The following is a 20,441-nucleotide window of genomic DNA, read 5'->3' on the forward strand; positions in this document are numbered from 1 at the left end:
CACATCATTTTCGATGTGCAATCAAACGATTATATCAGTGTAACAGACATAAAAAAGGCGACCAGTGGCCGCCTTTAGTAACAGAAACAATAACCGTTTAATTGATCAGATTAAGCAGCAGCTTATTCAGACGGTTAACATAGGCCGCCGGATCATCCAGCTGACCGCCTGCGGCCAGTTGCGCCTGCTCAAACACCACCAGCGCCAACTCACCAAAACGATCTTCATCGGCTTCATGATCCAGCTTGCTGATCAGTGGGTGCTCAGGGTTGATCTCAAAGATCGGCTTGCTCTCTGGCACAGCCTGACCGGCTGCCTCCATGATCTTACGCATCTGCATACCCATATCATAGGCACCCAGCACCACACAGGCAGGTGAGTCCGTCAGACGATGAGTAATACGCACTTCGCTCACCTGAGCATCAAGGCTATTCTTCAGACGCTCAACCAGACCTTCCAGTTCTTTGGCGGTCTCCTCGTGAGCCTTTTTCTCCTCTTCGTTCTCGGTTTCACCCAGATCCAGCTCACCTTTGCTGACATCCTGGAATGATTTACCGTCGAAGTCGAACAGCTGGCTCATCAGCCACTCATCAACACGATCAGACATCAGCAGTACTTCGATACCCTTCTTACGGAAGATTTCGAGGTGCGGGCTGTTTTTAGCCGTATTGTAGTTTTCAGCAACGGCGTAATAGATCTTCTCCTGACCTTCCTGCATCCGGGAGATATAATCCTCCAGCGATACACTCTGTTCAGAGGAGTTGTTATGGGTCGACGCGAAACGCAGCAGTTTAAGAATGGTGTCTTTGTTGGCATGATCCTCTGCTGGCCCCTCTTTCAGCACTTCACCAAACTCTGTCCAGAATTTAGCGTATTGCTCAGGGTCGTTCTTAGCCAGTTTAGTCAGCATATCCAGTGAACGCTTAGTCAGCTGGGTTTTCAGCTTATCCACCACCGGGTCTTTCTGCAGAATTTCACGGGAAACGTTAAGGGACAGATCGCTGGTATCTACTACACCTTTAATGAAGCGCAGATACATCGGCAGGAACTGGTCTGCCTGATCCATAATAAAGACGCGCTGTACGTAAAGCTTCAGTCCACGGGGAGTATCACGGTTCCACAGATCATAAGGGGCATGAGCCGGTACATAGAGCAGACTGGTGTAATCCAGCTTACCCTCTACCCGGTTATGGCTCCACTTCATCGGGTCCTGAAAATCATGGGAGATATGCTTGTAAAACTCCTTAAACTCATCGTCGCTGATATCGCTTTTAGAACGGGTCCAGAGCGCGGTCGCAGAGTTTACGGTTTCATCTTCAGGCGCTGCAGGTTCTTCACCCTCTTCCACCGGCGCCGCTTCTTTCTGCATAATCACCGGCAGAGAGATATGATCAGAATACTTACGCACCAGACTGCGCAGACGGTAGCTGTTAGCAAATTCCAGCTCATCCTCTTTCAGATGCAGAATAATGGTGGTACCCCGTTGCGCCTTTTCGATATTGGCAACGGTAAACTCACCTTCACCCTTAGACACCCAGTGCACACCTTCAGAAGCAGACTGGCCGGCACGACGGGTAATGACTTCCACCTCGTGGGCGACAATAAATGCAGAGTAGAAGCCGACACCAAACTGACCGATCAGCTGAGAGTCTTTCTTCTGATCACCGCTCAGTTGAGAGAGAAACTGTGAAGTACCGGATTTCGCAATCGTCCCCAGATGCTCAATCACATCCTGACGGGTCATACCGATACCGTTGTCATCGATGGTAATGGTTTTTGCTTTCTCATCAAATTCGATGCGAATACGCAGATCGCCATCACCTTCATAAAGGTCGTCGTTGGACAGTGCTTCAAACCGCAGTTTATCCGCTGCATCGGAAGCGTTCGAGATCAGTTCCCGAAGAAAGATCTCTTTATTTGAATACAGAGAATGAATCATCAGGTGAAGCAGCTGCTTCACTTCGGTTTGAAAGCCAAGAGTTTCCTGCTGAGTTTCTGTGCTCATCTATCAATTCCCAATCTTACTGTTACAAAGATTTACTGTTTAAACGAAAATCGTTGACAGTAAAGATGGGGCCAGCCCCTTCCTTTTCAAGGGGCTATCAGGGAAAAAAGCGACACTCATTAATCCATGCGGCTGATAACCAACTGCCGCAACGTACTGGAATTAAACTCCCGCCGGTAGAGAATAATAACCACACCGCTGGCCATCAACATGAATAACCAGGGGTTAATAAACCATGCCAGAACAGAAAGACTGAAATAGTAAGTCCGCAAACCCAGGTTGAAATTATTGGCTGCCATAGAGCTCATAATCGCCAGGCGAGTCGCGTGGGACTTAAGCTCCGGCTCCGACGCATCATTTGGCTGGGGAGCACCACCTATCATCACCGAGGTAAAGCCATACTGACGCAAACTCCAGGTAAACTTCAAAAACGCATAGACAAACATACTGATCAGCACCAGCAGTTTAAGCTCCCACTCGGCTTTGGTTGCATGGCTGGCAAAGGGGATATCACCGATCACATCGATCGCTTTATCGGTCGACCCCAGCACCGTCATCAGACCCGCTAAAATAAGCATGGTGGATGATGCAAAAAATGATACGCTACGCTCCAGATTAGCAATCGCCGCCGTATCCGCTATACGAACCTCCCGGTGCAACATCCGCGTCATCCATTCCAGGCGGTAGTTATGCATTACGCTGGCCAGACAGTGAGTGTCACGGGCACGCTTACGGGTGTAGGAGTTATATCCTTTGAAACAGAGCAGAAACCAGCACAGCGCCAGCAGGTTAAGCCAGTTTGTTTGTAGAAAGCCTGTCAGGTGTTCCATGCGCATTCCTGAAAATAAAATGTATAAGCTATTGTAATTAAAGCAACAGGATAGACAACCTTGCCCTACCAATATTCTAATCTTTTGCTCGGCGCCGCTCTGGCGCTGGCCACCACCCTGGTGATGAGCCTGGCTGCTGCTGCGACAAAATACACCGCCAGCCTGGTATCTATCGAGCAGATCGTATTAGTCCAATATCTCATCTGTACGCTGATAATGCTGCCATGGCTTGGGCGTAAAGGCATCAGTGCTCTTAAAACCGAAAAACCCGGGTTACACCTGGCCCGTGGGCTTTCAGGCTGGCTGTGTTTCTATACCTACTACCTGGCGCTGAATGAGATCCCTCTTGGCGAAGCTTCACTGCTGCGTAACTCAGCGCCACTGATCGTCCCTTTGCTGGTGCTGATCTGGTTAAAATACCGTATGCCGCTGTTTCACTGGCTGCCGGTAGTCATCGGTTTTATCGGTATCGGCCTGGTTTTGAAGCCCGATGGCAGCCATTTCAATCCGTGGCATCTGGCCGCAGTAGCCTCTGCGATTTTACTATCCGTTTCGATTGTCACCACCCGAATGCTGACGCTGACAGAGCCTATCAACCGCATTCTGTTTTACTATTTCGCGCTCTCGGCACTGTTTTCTCTGCCGCTGGCCCTGAGCCAGTGGCGACCGGTTCCACTGGCCAGTGTGCCGCTGATGATCGGGATCAGTTTATCGATCTGGTGTACCATGTGGCTCTACACCAAAGCTTATAGCTATGCCAAAGCCACAGTCATTGCACCGATCAGTTATTTTGGCGTGCTGTTTGCTGGTCTGCTGGGCTGGCTTTTCTGGCAACAGGTTCCTGATATGATCGCAGTGGTTGGCGCAGCACTGGTGATCGCAGGTGGTATCGGGTCAGTATGGTTAGGACGGGAGAAAAACTGATGTACCTGGAAATCGCCGACCTGTTCTGGCTCACGCTGATCGTGCTGCTTCTGCTGCACTGGTGGCAGTCACTGAAAGTGAAGGAGATCGCCCTCAAAGCGGCCACCAACCACTGTCGTGAACTGGACCTTCAATTACTGGATCAGAGTGTCTATCTGCGGGGAATATGGCTGAAACGGGATGACCACGGTAAGATCAGAATCTGGCGTTCCTACCTGTTCGAGTTTACCGCCACTGGTGAAGACCGTGCCCGGGGCAGAGTCGTGCTGCTGGGCGCCACAATGACCGCTATTACGCTGGACGCTCATCGCATTTAGGCGCCACCTAAACAACACTTTTCGAACTAAACGCTTCAATAGATTGCGTTAATCCGATAGACTGGCTCGTTTTGCTGATCCAGCAGCCAACAGTTAATAAGCGAGCCGATGAACTCTTCGTTATGCCAGTATTAGAAGACCTTCTAGAAAAAATAGACCAGAAAGAGTTTGTCCGATTATCTGCGGATATCCGCACCGTTTTCCATCAGCACCTGCTCTGGTATAACTCGCTAAATCTTGCGCTGGTGACACAGGAACCGGTGCTTTCAGAGGAAGACTACTGCTGTTGTTCCCATACCCTCTGTCAATTTGGCAAGTGGATAAAGAAAATATTAGATAACCCGAAGTTCCACCACCCTTTCTTTATTGATCTGGATAGTCAGCATCAAGCGTTTCATAAAATAGCCAACCGACTGATAACTGACCTTAATGCACAACAACCGATGGATCAGGCCTCATACCAACAGTTGATTAAGGGGCAGGAAACGTTTACCGCTCAGTTACTGACGCTGTTTGAGTTCAGCGTTATGACATTAAATCAGTTTGATACCGTTACCGGGCTGATGAACCGCCGCAGCGTCAATTCAGTTCTCGCCTACGAGAAATACAGAATGGCACGAAATAAAACCAGCCGCTGCTGTATCGCCCTGGTTGATATTGATCATTTTAAGAAAGTTAACGATCTGTATGGCCATGATGTTGGCGACCTGGCTTTGGCCCAGGTGGCTTCGATAATGAGTTCGTTTACACGTGAGAGCGACACCCTGGCTCGTTACGGCGGAGAGGAGTTTCTGTTTGTATTGCCGGATATTGAGCTGGATGACGCTATTGTGATTATTGAACGAGTCCGGCGTCGCCTGGCTGACACGCCGTTACAGCTAGATCAGCATACCCTAAAGCTAAGCGCCTCCTTTGGCATTACCCAGCTAACCAATGATTATCAGCTAAAAACTTCGATTAAAAATGCTGATGATGCACTTTATCTGGCGAAGCACAGCGGACGCAACCGCAGCGCCTATATCGATATCCGCGATTTTTCTGAGCCGCAAGGTGCAGCCACCATCAATGAGATGAATGATAACCCAGCTTTGTCTGGCTACAGCAAACTGGTGCAGTCAGAGCTGTAATACCACCAGTTTCAGCGGGAACTGTCCATCCGGAGAGGGAAAATCGCTTTCCGGTTCAAGCCGGGTTACCCTTTTGACCGGACATCCGGCTTTATCAGCACAACGCAGAACAATAGCCAGCCACTCTTCATAGGTAACACTGGCGACATTATTTGCGCACAGTAACTGCCCGCCAAGCTTAGTTGCCAGCAGTGCGAGTTTCAGTACGCTGGGATAATCCCGGATCAGATCGACGGTGCCAAAAGCACTTTTTGCCCAGCGAGGCGGGTCAAGAAACACCAGATCAAACTGCTCTTTAGCAATATGGGGAAACGGTTTCGGTTTACGTCCCCGCCCCAGTCGCTGCTTAACCGGTATATTCGCCAGCTGCTTGGCTGCAGTAAAAAAGTCACTCTGAAAGAAATCTATCTGCTGATCATTCAGATGGTTAAGCCGGGCATTTTCCCGACCAATATCCAGCGAACGAGTAGAAAAGTCCACATTCAATACCCGGGTAGCCCCGGCGACAGCAGCCACGACCCCCACACCGCAGGTGTATGAAAACAGATTCAACACAGACTTGCCTGAAGCGTTTTGCTGTATCCAGCGACGCCCGGCACGCATATCAAGAAACAGCAAAGGGTCCTGTCCCTTATGCTTGCCCTTTACCCGATAACTAACCCCCAGTTCATGGGCAATCCCTTCCCAGCTATCGACCCGATAATCATCACTGCGCCGCGAGTTTGCCGAACTGCGATCGCTGTATAGCATTTCCAGCGCGCAGTTAAGAAACGCTTCAACCGCAGCATGAATTAACTCACAGTCACCACTGCTGACCGGCTCGTGAAAGGTTTGAATCAGTAACTGCGGACCATAGCGGTCTACCGTAAGACCAGGAACCCCCTCATTGATGCCATGGAACAGTCGATAACAGTCACTGCTTTCAGCTTGCAGATTTTCCAGTAACGAACGACGACGAATCAGCGCTGCTTGAATCAGGTCGAGCATCAGTATTCCTTGAGAAGAGTGTAAATCAATTCCAGTCTCGCCACTGTCTCATCAAGCTCCAGCAACCGCTGTTTGTCAGCGCCGGAAAATGGCAACAGGGCTGCCAGTTGATAACTGAACGCTTCAGCGGTTTCAGTCGTAATCTGAGCAGGGCTGAATGATAACAGAGGATGTCCGGCAAGATCAGCGATAATCCGGGCCAATTGGGATAATTGCGGTTCAGCACTGATCTGGACTCCAGGGTTAAGATATTCCACTTCACCGACTAATAAGCCATCGCTCTGTTTCTGAATCTCAGAAACCCTGACCCGTTGTTCACCCTGTAGCTGAATACCGATCATCTGATTTGGTAACGGCTGCCAATCCTGAATGACACCCGCCGTACCCAGGGTATAAAAATCGATATCAGGGGTTGAGGAATTTCTGGCCTGGAGCATAACCAGCGGCTGCTGGCTGGCAAGACACTCTTTCACCATACGTCGATAGCGTAGTTCAAAAATTTGCAGTGGCAGGATCATCCCAGGGAACAGCACCACAGGAAGAGGAAACAGAGGAAGCGTTTTCATCTGCTCAGTATAGAAGCTTATACTCTTATCGACGATGCTTTAATCGATAAAAAAAGCGCACACCTGCTACAACAGATAGTGCGCTTTAGCCCTTCCAAGAAAGTGTTTCAGAAATTAAACACCCGGGTATCTGGGTCGATCAAAGCCGCGGCCATCACCGGCGGCTTGGCCGCTCCAACCCCGTCCAGCAAAGCCTCCATGCCGACACCTTTGTTGGGCAGATACAGGGCACACACATCGACTTTAGCACCTCCGGACATCAATTTTTGCAACAGTTGTTCAGGGGTAACATTTTTGGGTTTGAGCGGTGCAGACTCATGCCCTTTCAGCGCCATATCAGCAGCACTGTCACACAACAGCACGCTAACTTTAGCACCCTTCGCCTGCATCATATTCCCCAGTACCATCGCCATGCCCCGCGTTTGCTGTTCAGCGCTGGTCAGGGTGATGAGGACCTTATCCACGGTCTCAGATGCGACAGCCATGACCGGAGCAACCAGTGTTGCAGCCAGTACCGCTGAGATCACAATTTTCTTCATCTCGGTTAAATCCTCAGGTCCGTTTAATTAATCAGCAGGGTGCCAGGCAACGGCAGGATCTACCTTATAGCTCCAGGGAAGACCCGAGTTACGCCAGCCGTTAACCGCCCGAACACCTTTGGAGTTACCCTCTTTTAAAGCACTTCCTTCAAAGCCATCGACCACTGTCCAGACATTGTTATACCCCTGTGATGCAAGCAGATTCACTGCAGACGCGCTGCGTGAACCTGAACGGCACATCATAAAAATCGGAGTATCTTTGTTTGCACCGAGACGACTGAGTTTATCTGTCAGCTGTGCCTCAAATTCTGGGTTTTTCATCATTGCCCAGCTACTACTCCGGTCACTCCAGCTTTTCGGGTCGGCAATCATCAAAGGCACGTGAATACGGGTTGGGGCAGCAAAGCCGGTGAACATCACCTCAATCGGGTCACGCACATCCACTAATATCGCAGAGCTATCTTGCTGCAACATATCCCAGGTTTCAGCAGGCGTTGCATATAGATCCAGAGTTGTTTGAGCAGCAGATTTTGCAGGCTTATCAGCGGCAACTGTTGTCCCTGATGTCAGCGCAATGATGCAGCTCAACAGCCCTGCTGCCAGTAATGTGGCTTTCATAAACTATCTCCATTAGATTATCCCCATTGATGCGCAAGAATATATTAGATATACCTAATAAATAAAAGCCTTAAATTATATAAGGTCAAAAAAAACCACTCCGGAGAGTGGTTTATACGCATTTACAACTTAGGCTATCTGATTCAGATCTGGTAGTCGTTATCCAGCTTCAGTGTTGACAACGTGCGTTTGCGGATAGACCGCAGCAACGCACCATCTTTCGTCAGGGACTGGCCATAAGAGGGCACCATCTCCTTGATTTTTGCCTGCCATTCAGGGGTTGCTAAACGTTCAGGGAAACAGCGTTCAATCACGTTGATCATCGTAGGTGTTGCGGTAGAAGCACCGGGAGATGCACCCAGCAAAGCGGCCAGACGTCTATCAGCAGAGGAGATAACCTCGGTACCGAACTCCAGCTTACCCTGCCCTTTCTCGTTTTTCTTGATGATCTGCACCCGCTGTCCGGCATAGGACAGCTCCCAGTCCTCATCCTTAGCATCGGGGAAATAGCGACGCAAAGCATCAACCCGGTCTGAATGCGACTGCATTACCTCACTGATCAGATAGCGGGTAAGATCCATATTTTTAGCCCCCACCTGCATGATCGGCTTAAGGTTGTTGAGGCGCATACTCAACGGCATGTCCATGACCGAGCCCTGCTTGAGGAACTTGGTAGTAAAACCAGCGAAGGGACCAAACAACAATGCACGTTTGCCATCAATGATACGGCTGTCAAGATGGGGGACAGACATCGGCGGCGCACCAATCGGTGCCTGACCATACACCTTAGCCATATGCTGCTCAACAATTTCAGGCTTTTTACACACCAGCCACTGGCCGCTCACAGGGAAGCCACCGTAGCCATCACCTTCAGGGATGCCAGACATTTGCAGCAATGGCAACGCCCCGCCACCCGCACCAAAAAACAGGAATTTAGTGCGGATATACTCAGTTTTACCGGTGCGTCCGTTCTTTAACCCGACCCGCCAGTCACCATCGCTATATTGTGACATCTCTTCAACTGAGTGGCTCAGTAACAACTCAAAACCACTCTGTTGCTCAAGATAGCTCACCATGCTTCTTGCTAGCGCACCGAAATTGACGTCTGATCCATAACGTACCCGGGTGGCGGCAACAGGTTCCTTCAGTGAGCGGTTGTGCATAATCAGCGGCATCCACTGACTCAGCACATTGGTATCTTCCGAATACTCCATTTCAGCAAACTGGGGTGTAGCGCTCAGCGTTTCATACCGCTTACGCAAAAAACGGACATTTTCTTCACCCATCACAAAGCTCTGATGGGGAACATTATTAATAAAATAATGTGGCTCCGGCAGAAAGCCCTGCTCCACCAGGTAGGACCAGAACTGCAAGCTGGTCTCAAAGGCGGCGTTAATAGCAAATGCTTTGTCGGTATTAATGCTACCGTCTTCGTTCTGCGAGGTATAATTCAATTCACAATAGGCTGCATGACCAGTACCCGCATTATTCATCGCATCGGTACTTTCTATCGCCACATGGTCGAGACGTTCGACCATCACAATATTGAGGGAAGGGTCCAGCTGCTTGAGCAAAACCCCCAGAGTGGTACTCATCGCACCTGCACCAACCAGAAGCACATCAACAGATTTTGAGGTCATACTTACTTCGCCATTCAACTTTAGATAATGGAGGCTGAGAGATTTCAGAGACTGGCTTGTGGCCGTACAAGAGAATACCAACAAGAAAAGTAATGATATAACTGCTTGATATATCTGAAACAATCTCGGACAACCAGAGTTTATGCGTTATATGTGTCTTAACAACAGTCAACGTCTATCTCTGGTTTTTGCTGTGTCGCTGATTATACTCAATCCTGTGAAAAAATCTTGTGCGTTGCGGTAAATTGTCATAATCCCTTAGGCTTATTGTCATCCTAAAGTGGTACAAATCTGGGAGATTTTCTACGCAGATAATTTAAACAGAAAATTCCTCTTAAAAAAGTAATATTTATTAACTTTTCAGCTGTTTAGTTTTTTATTGCTAACTGATCACGCTAAAAAAATTGCGACAGAAATATTTTTCAACTATTTAATACACCCTAACATATTGATAACAATAAAAAAGGGCCTTCCGGGCCCTTGCTAAAATGCGTCTAAACTGGCGCGAATTATTCCACTTTAAAACGTCCAACCAGCTGCTGCAGCTTCTCAGCTTCCTGGGCCAGATCCTGTACTGCCTGGTTATTTTCGCGAGCGATCTGCGAAGACATTTCTGAGTGACCGGCAATCTCTGTCACCGTCTGATTGAGATTCTCACACACCTGACTCTGCTCTTCTGCAGCAGTTGCAATCACCACTGACATCTCCTGAATCAGATCCATATGCCCCGATACCTTAGACAACTCAGACATCCCCTTCTCTGACTGGGTCACAGCCAGATCAGACTGTTTAAAACTATGTTGCATTGTTTTAACCGCATCACCGGACGCCAGTTTAAGTTTTTCAATACTTTCGTGTACCTGCAGCGTACTCGCCTGAGTACGGGTCGCAAGCGTACGCACCTCATCGGCGACAACGGCAAAACCACGGCCCTGCTCCCCCGCACGAGCCGCTTCAATCGCCGCATTTAAAGCTAACAGGTTTGTCTGTTCAGCAATTTCCTGAATTACACCGACCACCGAGATAATATCCTGCACGTTAATTTCCAGCGTCGAGATCGCCCGGTTAGACCCGGCGACATCATCCGCGAGATTTTTCACTGCGCCTGTCAGTTCAACCACACTGCCCTCAGCCTGATTGAGATTACTACGCGACTCATTAGTAGAGTTAGCCGTTTCCGCCGTATTGTGTGCGATATCCTGCGCAGTGGCAGACATCTGTGACATGGCGGAAGCCGAATGTTCGATCTTGACTTGCTGCTGATGTAACAGATCAGATACAACAGTCATCTGTTTACTGATATTTGCCGAACGTTGAGTCACCCCTACAGAGAGCGAAACAACATCGCTAATCATCTTCTGTAAGGTTTCGACAAAGCGATTGAAGCTATGGGCAAGGTCTGCCAGTTCGTGATCACCGTCCACTTTGATACGGGAAGTCAGATCTCCCTCTCCCGTCGACAGCGCTTTCATCGATTGATTAATACTGTACAGAGGCCGCATGACCGACCCTTTGACGATGGCGCTGAAAACAACCGCCAAAACTACCAGAACAAAACTTACCAGGGAAAAATAGAGCAGCAAGGTATCCAGGCTGTCCGAACTTGCCGCTTTGACATCCGCCAGAATAGTATCGACGTCATCGAGATAAAATCCAGCCCCCATCATCAGATTCCAACGGTCGAGATAGAGCGCATAAGAAAGCTTCTCTTGCGCGACCTGTTGTCCCGGTTTGGGAAAGTGATAGGTTACAAAACCACCGCCTTGCTTACCCGCTTTTATCAGTTCACGGGTAATATATACACCGTTGGAATCCTGCAGGTCCCAAAAATTTTTACCAATGGAGCTATCCAGATCACCCATGAAGACCCGCACGCCTTTATCGGTGTAACCGAAGAAATAGCCATTTTTACCATACTTTAACGCCCGCAGTACTGGCAGTGCGTCTTCCAGCTTCCCCCCTGTTTCATAAATATGTTTAATCGAGTTAAAAGCCACCTTGTTCAGGGATTCCAGCTCTGCACGTTTCATCTCAAGCAGCTTGCTCTCTGTGATTTCAAGCTGCTCACGTCCTAACTCCCTGTTTTCAAACACAGTTAATATCAACAAGATAACTGCTAAAAGGACGACGGGGGCAGCTCCCATAATCGTAAGGCGCTTGCTAATCGATACAGCCATCGGGCCAACTCTCTTTATCAATGGGTTTAACGTATTACATACTCAAAACCTTAGTTTTACAAAGACAGAACTGCCCATTTCGAGTCGCTCCTTTGATTTGTCTCAAAACTAACGCTACTCAGCATGTTGCAGACACAAAAAAAGCGACACGGGGTCGCTTTTTAAATAGAACGGAATAACGCTTCAATTTCAGATATCAATCACATCAAATTCAACCAGAGGGCTGACATCAGCATCGTAGTCTATTCCCTCAAGACCGAAACCGAACAGTTTCAAGAACTCATCTTTATAAAGCTGGTAGTCAGTTTTTTCAAACAGATTTTCGGTTGTAATCGTCGGCCACAGCTCTCGACACTTCTGTTGAATGTCGTCACGCAGTTCCCAGTCATCCATACGCATCCGGTTGTCATCGTCCATCTTACCGGTATGGCCTGCAATACCGGTGCTGAACAGACGATAGACCTGCTCCATACAACCTTCATGGACACCCTCTGCGCGCATAATCTTAAACACCATTGAGAGATACAATGGCATAACCGGAATCGCAGAACTTGCCTGAGTAACAACCGATTTCAGTACTGCCACATTAGCACTGCCGCCTTTTTCTGCCAGTTTGTTATTCAGTTTAGCAGCGGCACGATCAACGTCTTTCTTCGCTTTACCCAGCGCACCATCCCAGTAGATTGGCCAGGTGATATCGGTACCGATATAGCTGTAAGCAACACTCTTGCAGCCGTCCGCCAGAACACCGGCAGCATCAAGCATGTTGATCCACAGCTCCCAGTCCTGACCACCCATAACCGTCACGGTATCAGCGACTTCCTGCTCGGTTGCCGGTTCAACTTCCGCTTCGATAATGACATCCTTATTGGTATCAATGGCGGTTGAACGATAAGGCTGGCCAATAGGTTTAAGGCAGGAACGGATTACTTCACCGGTATCAGGCAATTTACGTACCGGCGAGGCTAGCGAATACACCACCAGATCGATCTGGCCCAGATCGGCTTTAATCAGTTCGATGGTTTTCTCTTTAGCTTCATTGGAAAACGCATCGCCATTCAGACTTTTTGCATAGAGGCCTGCTTCATGGGCTTTCTGGTCGAAGAAGGCAGCGTTATACCAACCGGCTGTACCGGTTTTTTTATCACTCGCGGGTTTTTCAAAAAAAACACCGATAGTAGCAGCGCCACAACCAAATGCAGCGGAGATACGTGACGACATACCGTAACCGCTGGACGAACCAATCACCAGCACACGCTTAGGGCCATTTTCAATCGGTCCCTGCGCTTTAGTATAATCGATCTGTTCCTGAATATTACGTTCACAGCCAGTCGGATGTGTTGTCGTACAGATAAAGCCACGAATCTTCGGTTTGATAATCATTATGGATCCACTTTACTTGTCATTCTCTCAGCCGGGCGTTTTCCCACCCATTGCAGAGATTGATGAAATCGTTCTTAAAATCGATGTGTGAAACAGCCGGTAAAGATACCCGATTTTAGCGTCCTAATACAGACAAAGCGGGCTGAACAACTATAAAAAAAGCCCGCTTTAACTGAAAAAAGCGGGCTTTTTTACGGTTTAAACAGCGGTCCCAATTTAAAATGAAAAGACCGCTCACATAAAACGACTTAAAGCTTAGCGTCCAGCTCAGGCACTGCGGTAAACAGATCAGCCACCAGACCGTAATCCGCGACAGAAAAGATCGGCGCTTCCTCATCTTTGTTGATAGCAACAATCACTTTAGAGTCTTTCATACCGGCCAGATGTTGAATAGCCCCAGAGATGCCGACAGCAATATACAGATCTGGGGCAACAATTTTACCGGTCTGCCCGACCTGCATATCATTGGGAACAAAGCCGGCGTCAACCGCGGCCCTGGATGCGCCAACTGCCGCTCCCAGTTTATCCGCCAAAGACTCCAGCAGAGCAAAGTTTTCACCATTGCCCATGCCTCGCCCACCCGACACAATCACACTGGCCGCCGTCAGCTCAGGACGGTCACTCTTCGCCATCGCTTCACCGATAAAGCTGGAGATACCCGCATTATGAACCGCACCTACCAGCTCAATAGCAGCACTGCCACCTTCAGCCGCTGCCGCATCAAAACCGGTACTGCGAACCGTAATCACTTTGATGGCATCCAGAGACTTAACGGTAGCAATCGCATTACCAGCATAGATTGGACGGGCAAAGGTGTCTTCACTCTCGACACGGATAACATCAGACAGCTGAGCCACATCCAGCAGCGCCGCTACCCGTGGCATCAGGTTTTTCCCAGCCGTTGTTGCTGGCGCAATAACATGACTGTATTCACGCCCCAGCTCGGCCACCAAAAGGCTGACATTTTCTGCCAACTGATGTGCATAAGCCGCATTATCGGCCAATAACACTTTACTCACACCAGCAACAGCTGACGCAGCATCTGCAACCGCCTGACATCCAGCACCGGCAACCAGAATATCGATGTCGCCGCCGATCTGAGCTGCGGCGGTCACGGCGTTGAGCGTCGCACCTTTTAGGCTGTGGTTATCATGTTCAGCAATAATCAGAGTAGCCATCAGATCACCTTCGCTTCATTTTTCAGTTTATCCACCAGTTCCTCAACGGAGGCCACTTTAATACCCGCCTGGCGCTGCGCCGGTGGTTCAACCTTCAACAGCTGAGTATGTGCTTTCACTGCAACTCCCAGATCTTCAGGGGTTTTAGTCTCCAGAGGTTTGCGCTTGGCTTTCATGATGTTCGGCAGAGAGGCGTAACGCGGCTCATTGAGACGCAGATCGGTGGTCACAATGGCAGGCATATTCAGCTCAACCGTTTGCAGACCACCATCGACTTCACGGGTCACCTGAACTTTATCACCGGACACCTTAACTTCGGAGGCAAACGTCCCCTGAGGCATATTGGTCAGGGCAGCTAACATCTGACCGGTCTGGTTGTTATCCGTATCAATGGCCTGTTTACCCATAATCACCAACCCGGGCTGTTCCTCCTCAACCACTTTAGCCAGCAGTTTAGCGACGGTCAGTGATTCAAGATTTTCATCAGACTGCACCAGAATCCCCCGGTCAGCGCCTAGCGCTAAAGCGGTACGAATCTGTTCCTGGGCGGACTGAGGCCCCAACGACACCACCACAACCTCTGTCGCTATTCCAGCCTCTTTAAGGCGAACAGCTTCTTCAACAGCGATTTCACAGAACGGATTCATCGCCATTTTTACATTACTCAGATCAACGTCACTGTTATCTGACTTCACCCGTACTTTTACGTTGTAGTCAATAACACGTTTGACAGTTACCAGCACTTTCATCTGTCTACCGCCTTGCTTTATCTATTATAAAAATTGAGTGAACTGAATTCCTACTGACAAAAATAAGGGAATTCACCTATTTTACAATTCCTCTGCTAATACGCAACAACCCAGAAAATTCTACAACGCCTCCGCAAATACGCAACAACCCAATAAGGGGAGTTGATAGCCGGTGTTATTGTCCCAGTACGTCTGATATTAATGAGACTGCAGCCATGATCGCAACATCAAAACAGAGCAAACACCCACTTAAGACAGGATAATGGCTATGCGTTGTTTTTTACCATAAAGGACACAGAGAAATCGCCACGGAAGCCTGTTTACCAAAAAAGTACATACCGATGTTTTTCCAGAAAGAGAATAAACCACGCCTGGCTACTGCTTTAAACAATAAGCCATGCCCTGAGATAGCTGAGCAAACGGCCTTCCATGCTTTCGCTGGCATGTAGTGCGCAAAACTTAAGCGCCATCGCCTGAACCGCAAAAGCCTGTATCCCTTCTGCTAATAGTTGCGTGCTGACATCCCGGCGAAAGGGACCATCTGTAAGCCATGCTGATACCACCCGGCCATGACGCTCAAAGGTCATGGCAATATCCCCGATCTGTTCGATGGCGGCAGCCCCCGAGTAACGCAGAATCACATCAAAGACATATCTTTCACAGGTCATGAACTCCAGCAAAGGCATGAGTGACGCCACCAGTTCTTCGACATCTTCGGGCGCTTTACACTGTTCCAGATCATCTAAACAACGGTTGATCCCTTCGCCAATCAGGCGATCCATCAGAGCATCTTTATCAGCAAAGTGGGCAAAAAAAGTGCCTTTAGCAACACCCGCCCTCTTTACCACTTCTTCGACACGCAGCGCTTCATAGCCGCTTTCGGTAATAACGGCACTGGCCGCCTCAAGAAGCCGTGCGCGAGTGGCAAGTGTGCGTTTCTGTACGGTTTTTGTCATGAGCGCATGATGCCCGTAAAAGCAATTGTTGGCAATAAATATATTGACCGTGGTCACTTTTACATTAATAATGACCATGGTCAATTTAAGGAACTTACCCATGAATAACAAACGCATCTACATACTCAATGGCCATCCGGCTCAAAAATCTCTCTCAAAAGCCCTGCTCGAATCCTACGCAGATGCAGCCCGTGAAGCCGGCCATGAAGTTCGCATGGCGCACCTGCACGATATGGAATTTGACAGTAACTATGGTTTCGCGGGCTACACAACCTATAAGCCACTTGAACCCGTGTTAGAAAAAGTGCTGAACGATCTGGAGTGGTGTGAACATCTGGTGATGTCGACGCCCCTGTGGTGGGGTGGCTTACCGGCAAAACTAAAGGGCTTGTTTGACCGTGCTTTTCTGCCGGGACGTGTGTTTGATACGCAAGTAACAAAGTTCGGCATACCCAGCCCAATGCTGGCAGGCCGCACCGCACGGGTAATCATCACATCAGATACACCCAACCTGTTCATGCGGATAATTTATAAAAACGCCTTGCACCATCAGTTGCGTAAACAGATATTTGGCTTTATCGGGTTCAAACCAACCCGGATCATGCAGTTCAGTGGGGCCAGCCATGCGAAACCCGCTGCAGTAGAGCGCTGGTTGAAGCAGGTAAGGAAGATAGGGGCCAGCGCCTCTTAACAGTCCAGAAGTATTGGTTATGGGTGGCTATGCCACCCGTCACCAGCCTGATCGTTCTGGGTATCGGAACGCTGTCTAATCGCTACACTTAAAACATCACGCATCTTTTATTAGGAAAGAAAGCTGCTAATGGTATTTACCACAGAGAACACCGAGGAAAACAAGGATAATCGCCACAGGCATGGCACCCACAAAACGCACCATTCAGAAGTGTTCCTGCTCAGACATTGGTCAGCGCTATGATTGCTGAATTAATGGTCGCCGGATTGTCTCTTATCGCAACGCTAAGAACAGCGCGTGAATCTGTTCAGGAGAGAAAAATTACCCCCGGAAAGGACTCCTGCAAAAAACCGCAACGCAGATGATAACAAGTGGCGAGCCACGATCTGGCTAGCGGCGCAGCAGCGATCTGGCAACGTTTACCAGACCACCGCCCATCCAGTCCAAGCTACTATCTATCCAGTAAAAATAGAGTCCACCGGCACCACCACCCCACACTCATCCGGTGAATACCCGGGTAGCTTCATCACCGCCTGCTGAAACCCCTCAGCGCGAATACTAGCCAACAACCGCAGCATCGCTTCCTGTTTAAGAGTTTTGCTATGACAGACCAACAGGTAATTCTCTGAAGATAACGGTATAAAATCGAGTCCAAACTGACTGGCTGCCGCTTTAACGCCCATGCCAACATCAGCCATACCCGCGGCAACAAAGGCAGCAACAGCTGAGTGAGTAAACTCCTCATCAGCAAAACCGTTTATCCGTTTGCTGTTGATACCTTCCCGGCGAAGGAGTTCATCCAGAAGTGCGCGGGTGCCGGAATCTTTCTGACGATTGATAAATTTCACCTCTTTGCGCAGCAGATCCTGAAGACCGGCTATCTGTTGCGGATTTCCAGGCTTAACCATCAGCCCCTGCTGTCGGGTAATAAATTTAATAATCTTGTGCACCCGGGGTTTGAGGTGACGGCTGTAAGTTTGATAAAGCACATCACTCATCCCCCCTTCCCGCCCATTAACCGGCACATGAAAACCTGCCACATCACACACACCGCGGTTCAGAGAGGCCAGTGCCTCTTCAGCACTCTTATACTGCAGATCGAGTTGAATAGCGTCAGAAAACTCTGGTAGCAAAGCCACCGCATACCCATAACTAGCATGCAATCGCAGTAGTGGGCTAACCCCTTCGAGAGCACGATGAATCTCCAGATTCAGTTCCGATGCCAGACTCTCTAGCTGGGGCTCCAGACGAGCCAGAACCCGCTGTTCAGCCCAGAGTAACTTCTCTCCCAGTGCCGACAACGTTGCCCCTTTACCCTTCTGCATATCCACCAACGGCAAACCAAAGAATGCCGCCCAGGTATTCAGCAAATTCCAACCATGACGATAAGATATGCCTATTTGCGACGTGGCAGCGGTGAGCTTGCCGGTCTCATGTATCGCAGCCAACAGTGAAAACAGCTGCGGATTCAATTGGTTACCGCCTGAATCACGGAAAGACCAGTTTGGAACAACCTGAATACGCTTCATATGCACAAGATTTCATATTTTGTAGATGATCAACTAATGCTACTTTAATCATTACAATAAAGCACATAAATCAGCTTATACCGTCACAAATTCAGCAACATATGTACTAAGCTGCATATGTTTAAGAGAATAAGAAAATGACCGCAGTTAACCAGCAGTTGTTACCGGTAGTGACCGACGTCATTGCCGGTCTGAAACATAAACCCGGCGCTTTGCTACCAATTCTTCATGAGATTCAGAACCGTCTGGGCTACATCCCCCCGGAATCAGTACCACTGATCGCTGAATCGCTGAATCAATCCCGCGCCGATATTCATGGTGTTATCAGTTTTTATCATCAGTTCCGCACCACTGCACCAGGCAAGCACAGAGTTGAAGTGTGCCGCGCCGAGGCCTGTCAGGCGATGGGGGCGCGTCAGCTGGAAGCCCACGCTAAAGCGACGCTGGGAGTGGACTATCACAGTACCACCCGCGATCAGAACATCACCCTTGAGGAGGTTTACTGTCTGGGCAACTGCGCCTGTTCCCCCTCGATCAGGATCAATGATGAGATTGTTGGTCGGGTTACACCGGAGAAATTCGATCAACTGATCGATGAGCTGCGTTCGCAAACACTGGAGGTTCACTGATGACTGTAGCAGTGACAAAAATCTTTATCCCCCGCGATACCACCGCACTGGCGATGGGCGCTGACCGGCTGGCATCAGAAATCGCAGCAGAAGCAGCACATCGTGGCGAAGCGATTGAGATTATCCGTAACGGCTCCCGTGGGCTGTTTTGGTTGGAACCACTTATTGAGGTGGAAACAACAGCGGGCCGCATCGCCTTCGGCCCGGTTGAAACGAAACATGTCGATAGTCTGTTTGATCAGCAGTTTCTCCGCGGAGAAAGATCGCACCCACTGTGCCTGGGGCTAACCGAAGAGATCCCCTACCTTAAAAAGCAGCAACGTCTGACCTTTGCCCGCGCCGGTATTACCGACCCGGTGTCACTGGAGGATTATCAACAACTGGATGGTTTTAATGGCCTGAAAAAAGCGCTGCTGATGGACGGCCAGTCGATTGTCGATGAGGTAAAAGCCTCCGGCCTGCGGGGTCGTGGCGGTGCAGCTTTTCCCACCGGCATCAAATGGCAGACGGTGCTCGATGCGAATCCTGGCCAAGCTCGTAACGGAAAATTGGATCAGAAATATATCGTCTGTAACGCCGACGAGGGTGATTCAGGTACCTTTGCCGACCGGATGGTGATGGAAGCCGACCCCTATATGCTGATCGAGGGCATGACCATCGCAGGCCTAGCCGTGGGCGCTGATCAGGGCTATATCTATCTGCGTTCTGAATATCCGGTGGCCCACCAGATTCTTAATGAAGCGATATCAAAAGCTGAAGCGTCGGGCTTCCTCGGCAAGAACATTCTCGGCAGCGGTAAGTGCTTCAACCTTGAAGTCCGCCTCGGCGCAAAAGCCTATATCTGCGGTGAAGAAACCGCGCTGCTGGAAAGCCTCGAAGGCAAACGCGGCATGGTACGGGCAAAGCCACCTTTGCCTGCGATTGTCGGCCTGTTCGGTCAGCCAACGATTGTCAATAACGTGCTATCGCTGGCAGCCATCCCCTACATTCTCGCCAACGGCGGTCAGGCCTATGCTGATTACGGTATGGGGCGCTCGCTAGGCACCCTGCCATTCCAGTTGGCAGGCAACATAAAACGTGGCGGGCTGATCGAGCTGGCCTTTGGTGTCACCCTGCGGGAGCTGCTGGAAGAGTATGGCGGCGGCACCTTCAGTGGACGTCCAATGCGGGCGGTTCAGGTCGGAGGCCCGCTGTGTGCTTATCTGCCGGAAAGCCAGTGGGATACGCCAATGGATTATGAATCCTTTCAGGCGATCGGTGCCGGTCTGGGACATGGCGGTATTGTGGTATTTGATGACAGTGTGGACATGTCAGAGCAGGCACGCTTCTCCATGGAGTTCTGTGTGGCTGAATCATGCGGCAAATGCACCCCCTGCCGCATCGGCTCCACCCGCGGGGTTGAGGTGATCGACCGCATCCGTAACAACGAGAACCGGGCTGCCAATATGGAACTGTTAAACGACCTGTGTGAAACCATGATGGATGGTTCACTCTGTGCCATGGGCGGCATGACGCCGTTCCCCGTTCAAAGTGCCGTAAAACACTTTCCTGAAGACTTCAATCAACCCGCTTTAAACGCCAAAGGAGGTGCCTGAT

Annotated in this window: 19 protein-coding genes; 6 read left to right on the forward strand and 13 right to left on the reverse strand. The window is 49.6% G+C overall.

Going from position 1 to position 20,441, the window contains the following annotated elements; genetic code table 11:
* Positions 1 to 97: 97 nt before the first annotated feature.
* Both htpG and ACQY8X_RS06940 read right to left on the reverse strand, forming a co-directional pair.
* The gene (gene htpG, locus ACQY8X_RS06935; protein WP_428034417.1) at positions 98 to 2,005 is read right to left on the reverse strand and encodes a molecular chaperone HtpG; all 1,908 of its coding nucleotides are present in this window, start codon (positions 2,003 to 2,005) and stop codon (positions 98 to 100) included.
* A 119-nt stretch (positions 2,006 to 2,124) separates the two neighbouring features.
* A complete protein-coding gene (locus ACQY8X_RS06940; protein ID WP_428034418.1) occupies positions 2,125 to 2,835 on the reverse strand; it encodes a DUF599 domain-containing protein in 711 nt (236 codons plus the stop codon).
* A 60-nt stretch (positions 2,836 to 2,895) separates the two neighbouring features.
* On the opposite strand from ACQY8X_RS06940, the gene ACQY8X_RS06945 reads away from it, so the two are divergent.
* The 3 genes from ACQY8X_RS06945 to ACQY8X_RS06955 all read left to right on the forward strand — a co-directional run bounded on the left by ACQY8X_RS06945 (position 2,896) and on the right by ACQY8X_RS06955 (position 5,203).
* Positions 2,896 to 3,759: a DMT family transporter gene (locus ACQY8X_RS06945; RefSeq protein ID WP_428034419.1), complete on the forward strand. Its 864-nt coding sequence runs from the start codon at positions 2,896 to 2,898 to the stop codon at positions 3,757 to 3,759.
* On the forward strand, positions 3,759 to 4,076 hold the full coding sequence (locus tag ACQY8X_RS06950; RefSeq protein ID WP_428034420.1) for a DUF3301 domain-containing protein: 318 nt from the start codon (positions 3,759 to 3,761) through the stop codon (positions 4,074 to 4,076). Before ACQY8X_RS06945 ends, ACQY8X_RS06950 begins: the two co-directional genes overlap by 1 nt.
* Positions 4,077 to 4,198: 122 nt before the next feature.
* The gene (locus ACQY8X_RS06955; RefSeq protein ID WP_428034421.1) at positions 4,199 to 5,203 is read left to right on the forward strand and encodes a diguanylate cyclase; all 1,005 of its coding nucleotides are present in this window, start codon (positions 4,199 to 4,201) and stop codon (positions 5,201 to 5,203) included.
* Here ACQY8X_RS06955 and ACQY8X_RS06960 read toward each other — a convergent pair.
* The 10 genes from ACQY8X_RS06960 to ACQY8X_RS07005 all read right to left on the reverse strand — a co-directional run bounded on the left by ACQY8X_RS06960 (position 5,192) and on the right by ACQY8X_RS07005 (position 15,996).
* Positions 5,192 to 6,190, reverse strand: coding sequence for a class I SAM-dependent methyltransferase (locus ACQY8X_RS06960; protein WP_428034422.1), 999 nt, complete (start codon positions 6,188 to 6,190; stop codon positions 5,192 to 5,194). The genes ACQY8X_RS06955 and ACQY8X_RS06960 overlap by 12 nt on opposite strands.
* A complete protein-coding gene (locus ACQY8X_RS06965; protein ID WP_428034423.1) occupies positions 6,190 to 6,756 on the reverse strand; it encodes an LON peptidase substrate-binding domain-containing protein in 567 nt (188 codons plus the stop codon). Before ACQY8X_RS06965 ends, ACQY8X_RS06960 begins: the two co-directional genes overlap by 1 nt.
* Positions 6,757 to 6,863: 107 nt before the next feature.
* Positions 6,864 to 7,295: a hypothetical protein gene (locus ACQY8X_RS06970; protein WP_428034424.1), complete on the reverse strand. Its 432-nt coding sequence runs from the start codon at positions 7,293 to 7,295 to the stop codon at positions 6,864 to 6,866.
* 27 nt (positions 7,296 to 7,322) lie between these two features.
* Positions 7,323 to 7,913: a rhodanese-like domain-containing protein gene (locus ACQY8X_RS06975; protein ID WP_428034425.1), complete on the reverse strand. Its 591-nt coding sequence runs from the start codon at positions 7,911 to 7,913 to the stop codon at positions 7,323 to 7,325.
* Between the two features lie 143 nt (positions 7,914 to 8,056).
* Positions 8,057 to 9,553: a malate dehydrogenase (quinone) gene (mqo, locus tag ACQY8X_RS06980; RefSeq protein ID WP_428034426.1), complete on the reverse strand. Its 1,497-nt coding sequence runs from the start codon at positions 9,551 to 9,553 to the stop codon at positions 8,057 to 8,059.
* Between the two features lie 509 nt (positions 9,554 to 10,062).
* Entirely contained in the window at positions 10,063 to 11,661 is a 1,599-nt protein-coding gene (locus ACQY8X_RS06985; protein WP_428034427.1) for a methyl-accepting chemotaxis protein, read from the reverse strand.
* A 258-nt stretch (positions 11,662 to 11,919) separates the two neighbouring features.
* Positions 11,920 to 13,113, reverse strand: coding sequence for an enoyl-ACP reductase FabV (gene fabV, locus ACQY8X_RS06990; RefSeq protein ID WP_428034428.1), 1,194 nt, complete (start codon positions 13,111 to 13,113; stop codon positions 11,920 to 11,922).
* Between the two features lie 248 nt (positions 13,114 to 13,361).
* Positions 13,362 to 14,291, reverse strand: a complete 930-nt coding sequence (locus ACQY8X_RS06995) for an electron transfer flavoprotein subunit alpha/FixB family protein (protein ID WP_428034429.1) — start codon at positions 14,289 to 14,291, stop codon at positions 13,362 to 13,364.
* Positions 14,291 to 15,040 (reverse strand): electron transfer flavoprotein subunit beta/FixA family protein, encoded by a 750-nt coding sequence (locus tag ACQY8X_RS07000; RefSeq protein ID WP_428034430.1) that lies wholly within the window; start codon positions 15,038 to 15,040, stop codon positions 14,291 to 14,293. Before ACQY8X_RS07000 ends, ACQY8X_RS06995 begins: the two co-directional genes overlap by 1 nt.
* A gap of 383 nt (positions 15,041 to 15,423) precedes the next feature.
* The gene (locus ACQY8X_RS07005; RefSeq protein WP_428034431.1) at positions 15,424 to 15,996 is read right to left on the reverse strand and encodes a TetR/AcrR family transcriptional regulator; all 573 of its coding nucleotides are present in this window, start codon (positions 15,994 to 15,996) and stop codon (positions 15,424 to 15,426) included.
* A 100-nt stretch (positions 15,997 to 16,096) separates the two neighbouring features.
* Between ACQY8X_RS07005 and ACQY8X_RS07010 the strand changes: the two genes are divergently transcribed.
* Positions 16,097 to 16,687, forward strand: a complete 591-nt coding sequence (locus tag ACQY8X_RS07010) for an NAD(P)H-dependent oxidoreductase (RefSeq protein WP_428034432.1) — start codon at positions 16,097 to 16,099, stop codon at positions 16,685 to 16,687.
* Positions 16,688 to 17,142: 455 nt separating this feature from the next.
* Here the strand turns inward: ACQY8X_RS07010 and ACQY8X_RS07015 are convergent, their stop codons facing one another.
* Positions 17,143 to 18,216 (reverse strand): substrate-binding domain-containing protein, encoded by a 1,074-nt coding sequence (locus ACQY8X_RS07015; protein WP_428034433.1) that lies wholly within the window; start codon positions 18,214 to 18,216, stop codon positions 17,143 to 17,145.
* Positions 18,217 to 18,353: 137 nt separating this feature from the next.
* On the opposite strand from ACQY8X_RS07015, the gene ACQY8X_RS07020 reads away from it, so the two are divergent.
* Positions 18,354 to 18,845 (forward strand): formate dehydrogenase subunit gamma, encoded by a 492-nt coding sequence (locus ACQY8X_RS07020; RefSeq protein WP_428034434.1) that lies wholly within the window; start codon positions 18,354 to 18,356, stop codon positions 18,843 to 18,845.
* Positions 18,845 to 20,440, forward strand: a complete 1,596-nt coding sequence (locus ACQY8X_RS07025) for a formate dehydrogenase beta subunit (RefSeq protein WP_428034435.1) — start codon at positions 18,845 to 18,847, stop codon at positions 20,438 to 20,440. Before ACQY8X_RS07020 ends, ACQY8X_RS07025 begins: the two co-directional genes overlap by 1 nt.
* Position 20,441 lies beyond the last annotated feature (1 nt).

It is taken from the genome of Amphritea sp., from assembly GCF_050300915.1.
Taxonomy (GTDB): domain Bacteria; phylum Pseudomonadota; class Gammaproteobacteria; order Pseudomonadales; family Balneatricaceae; genus Amphritea.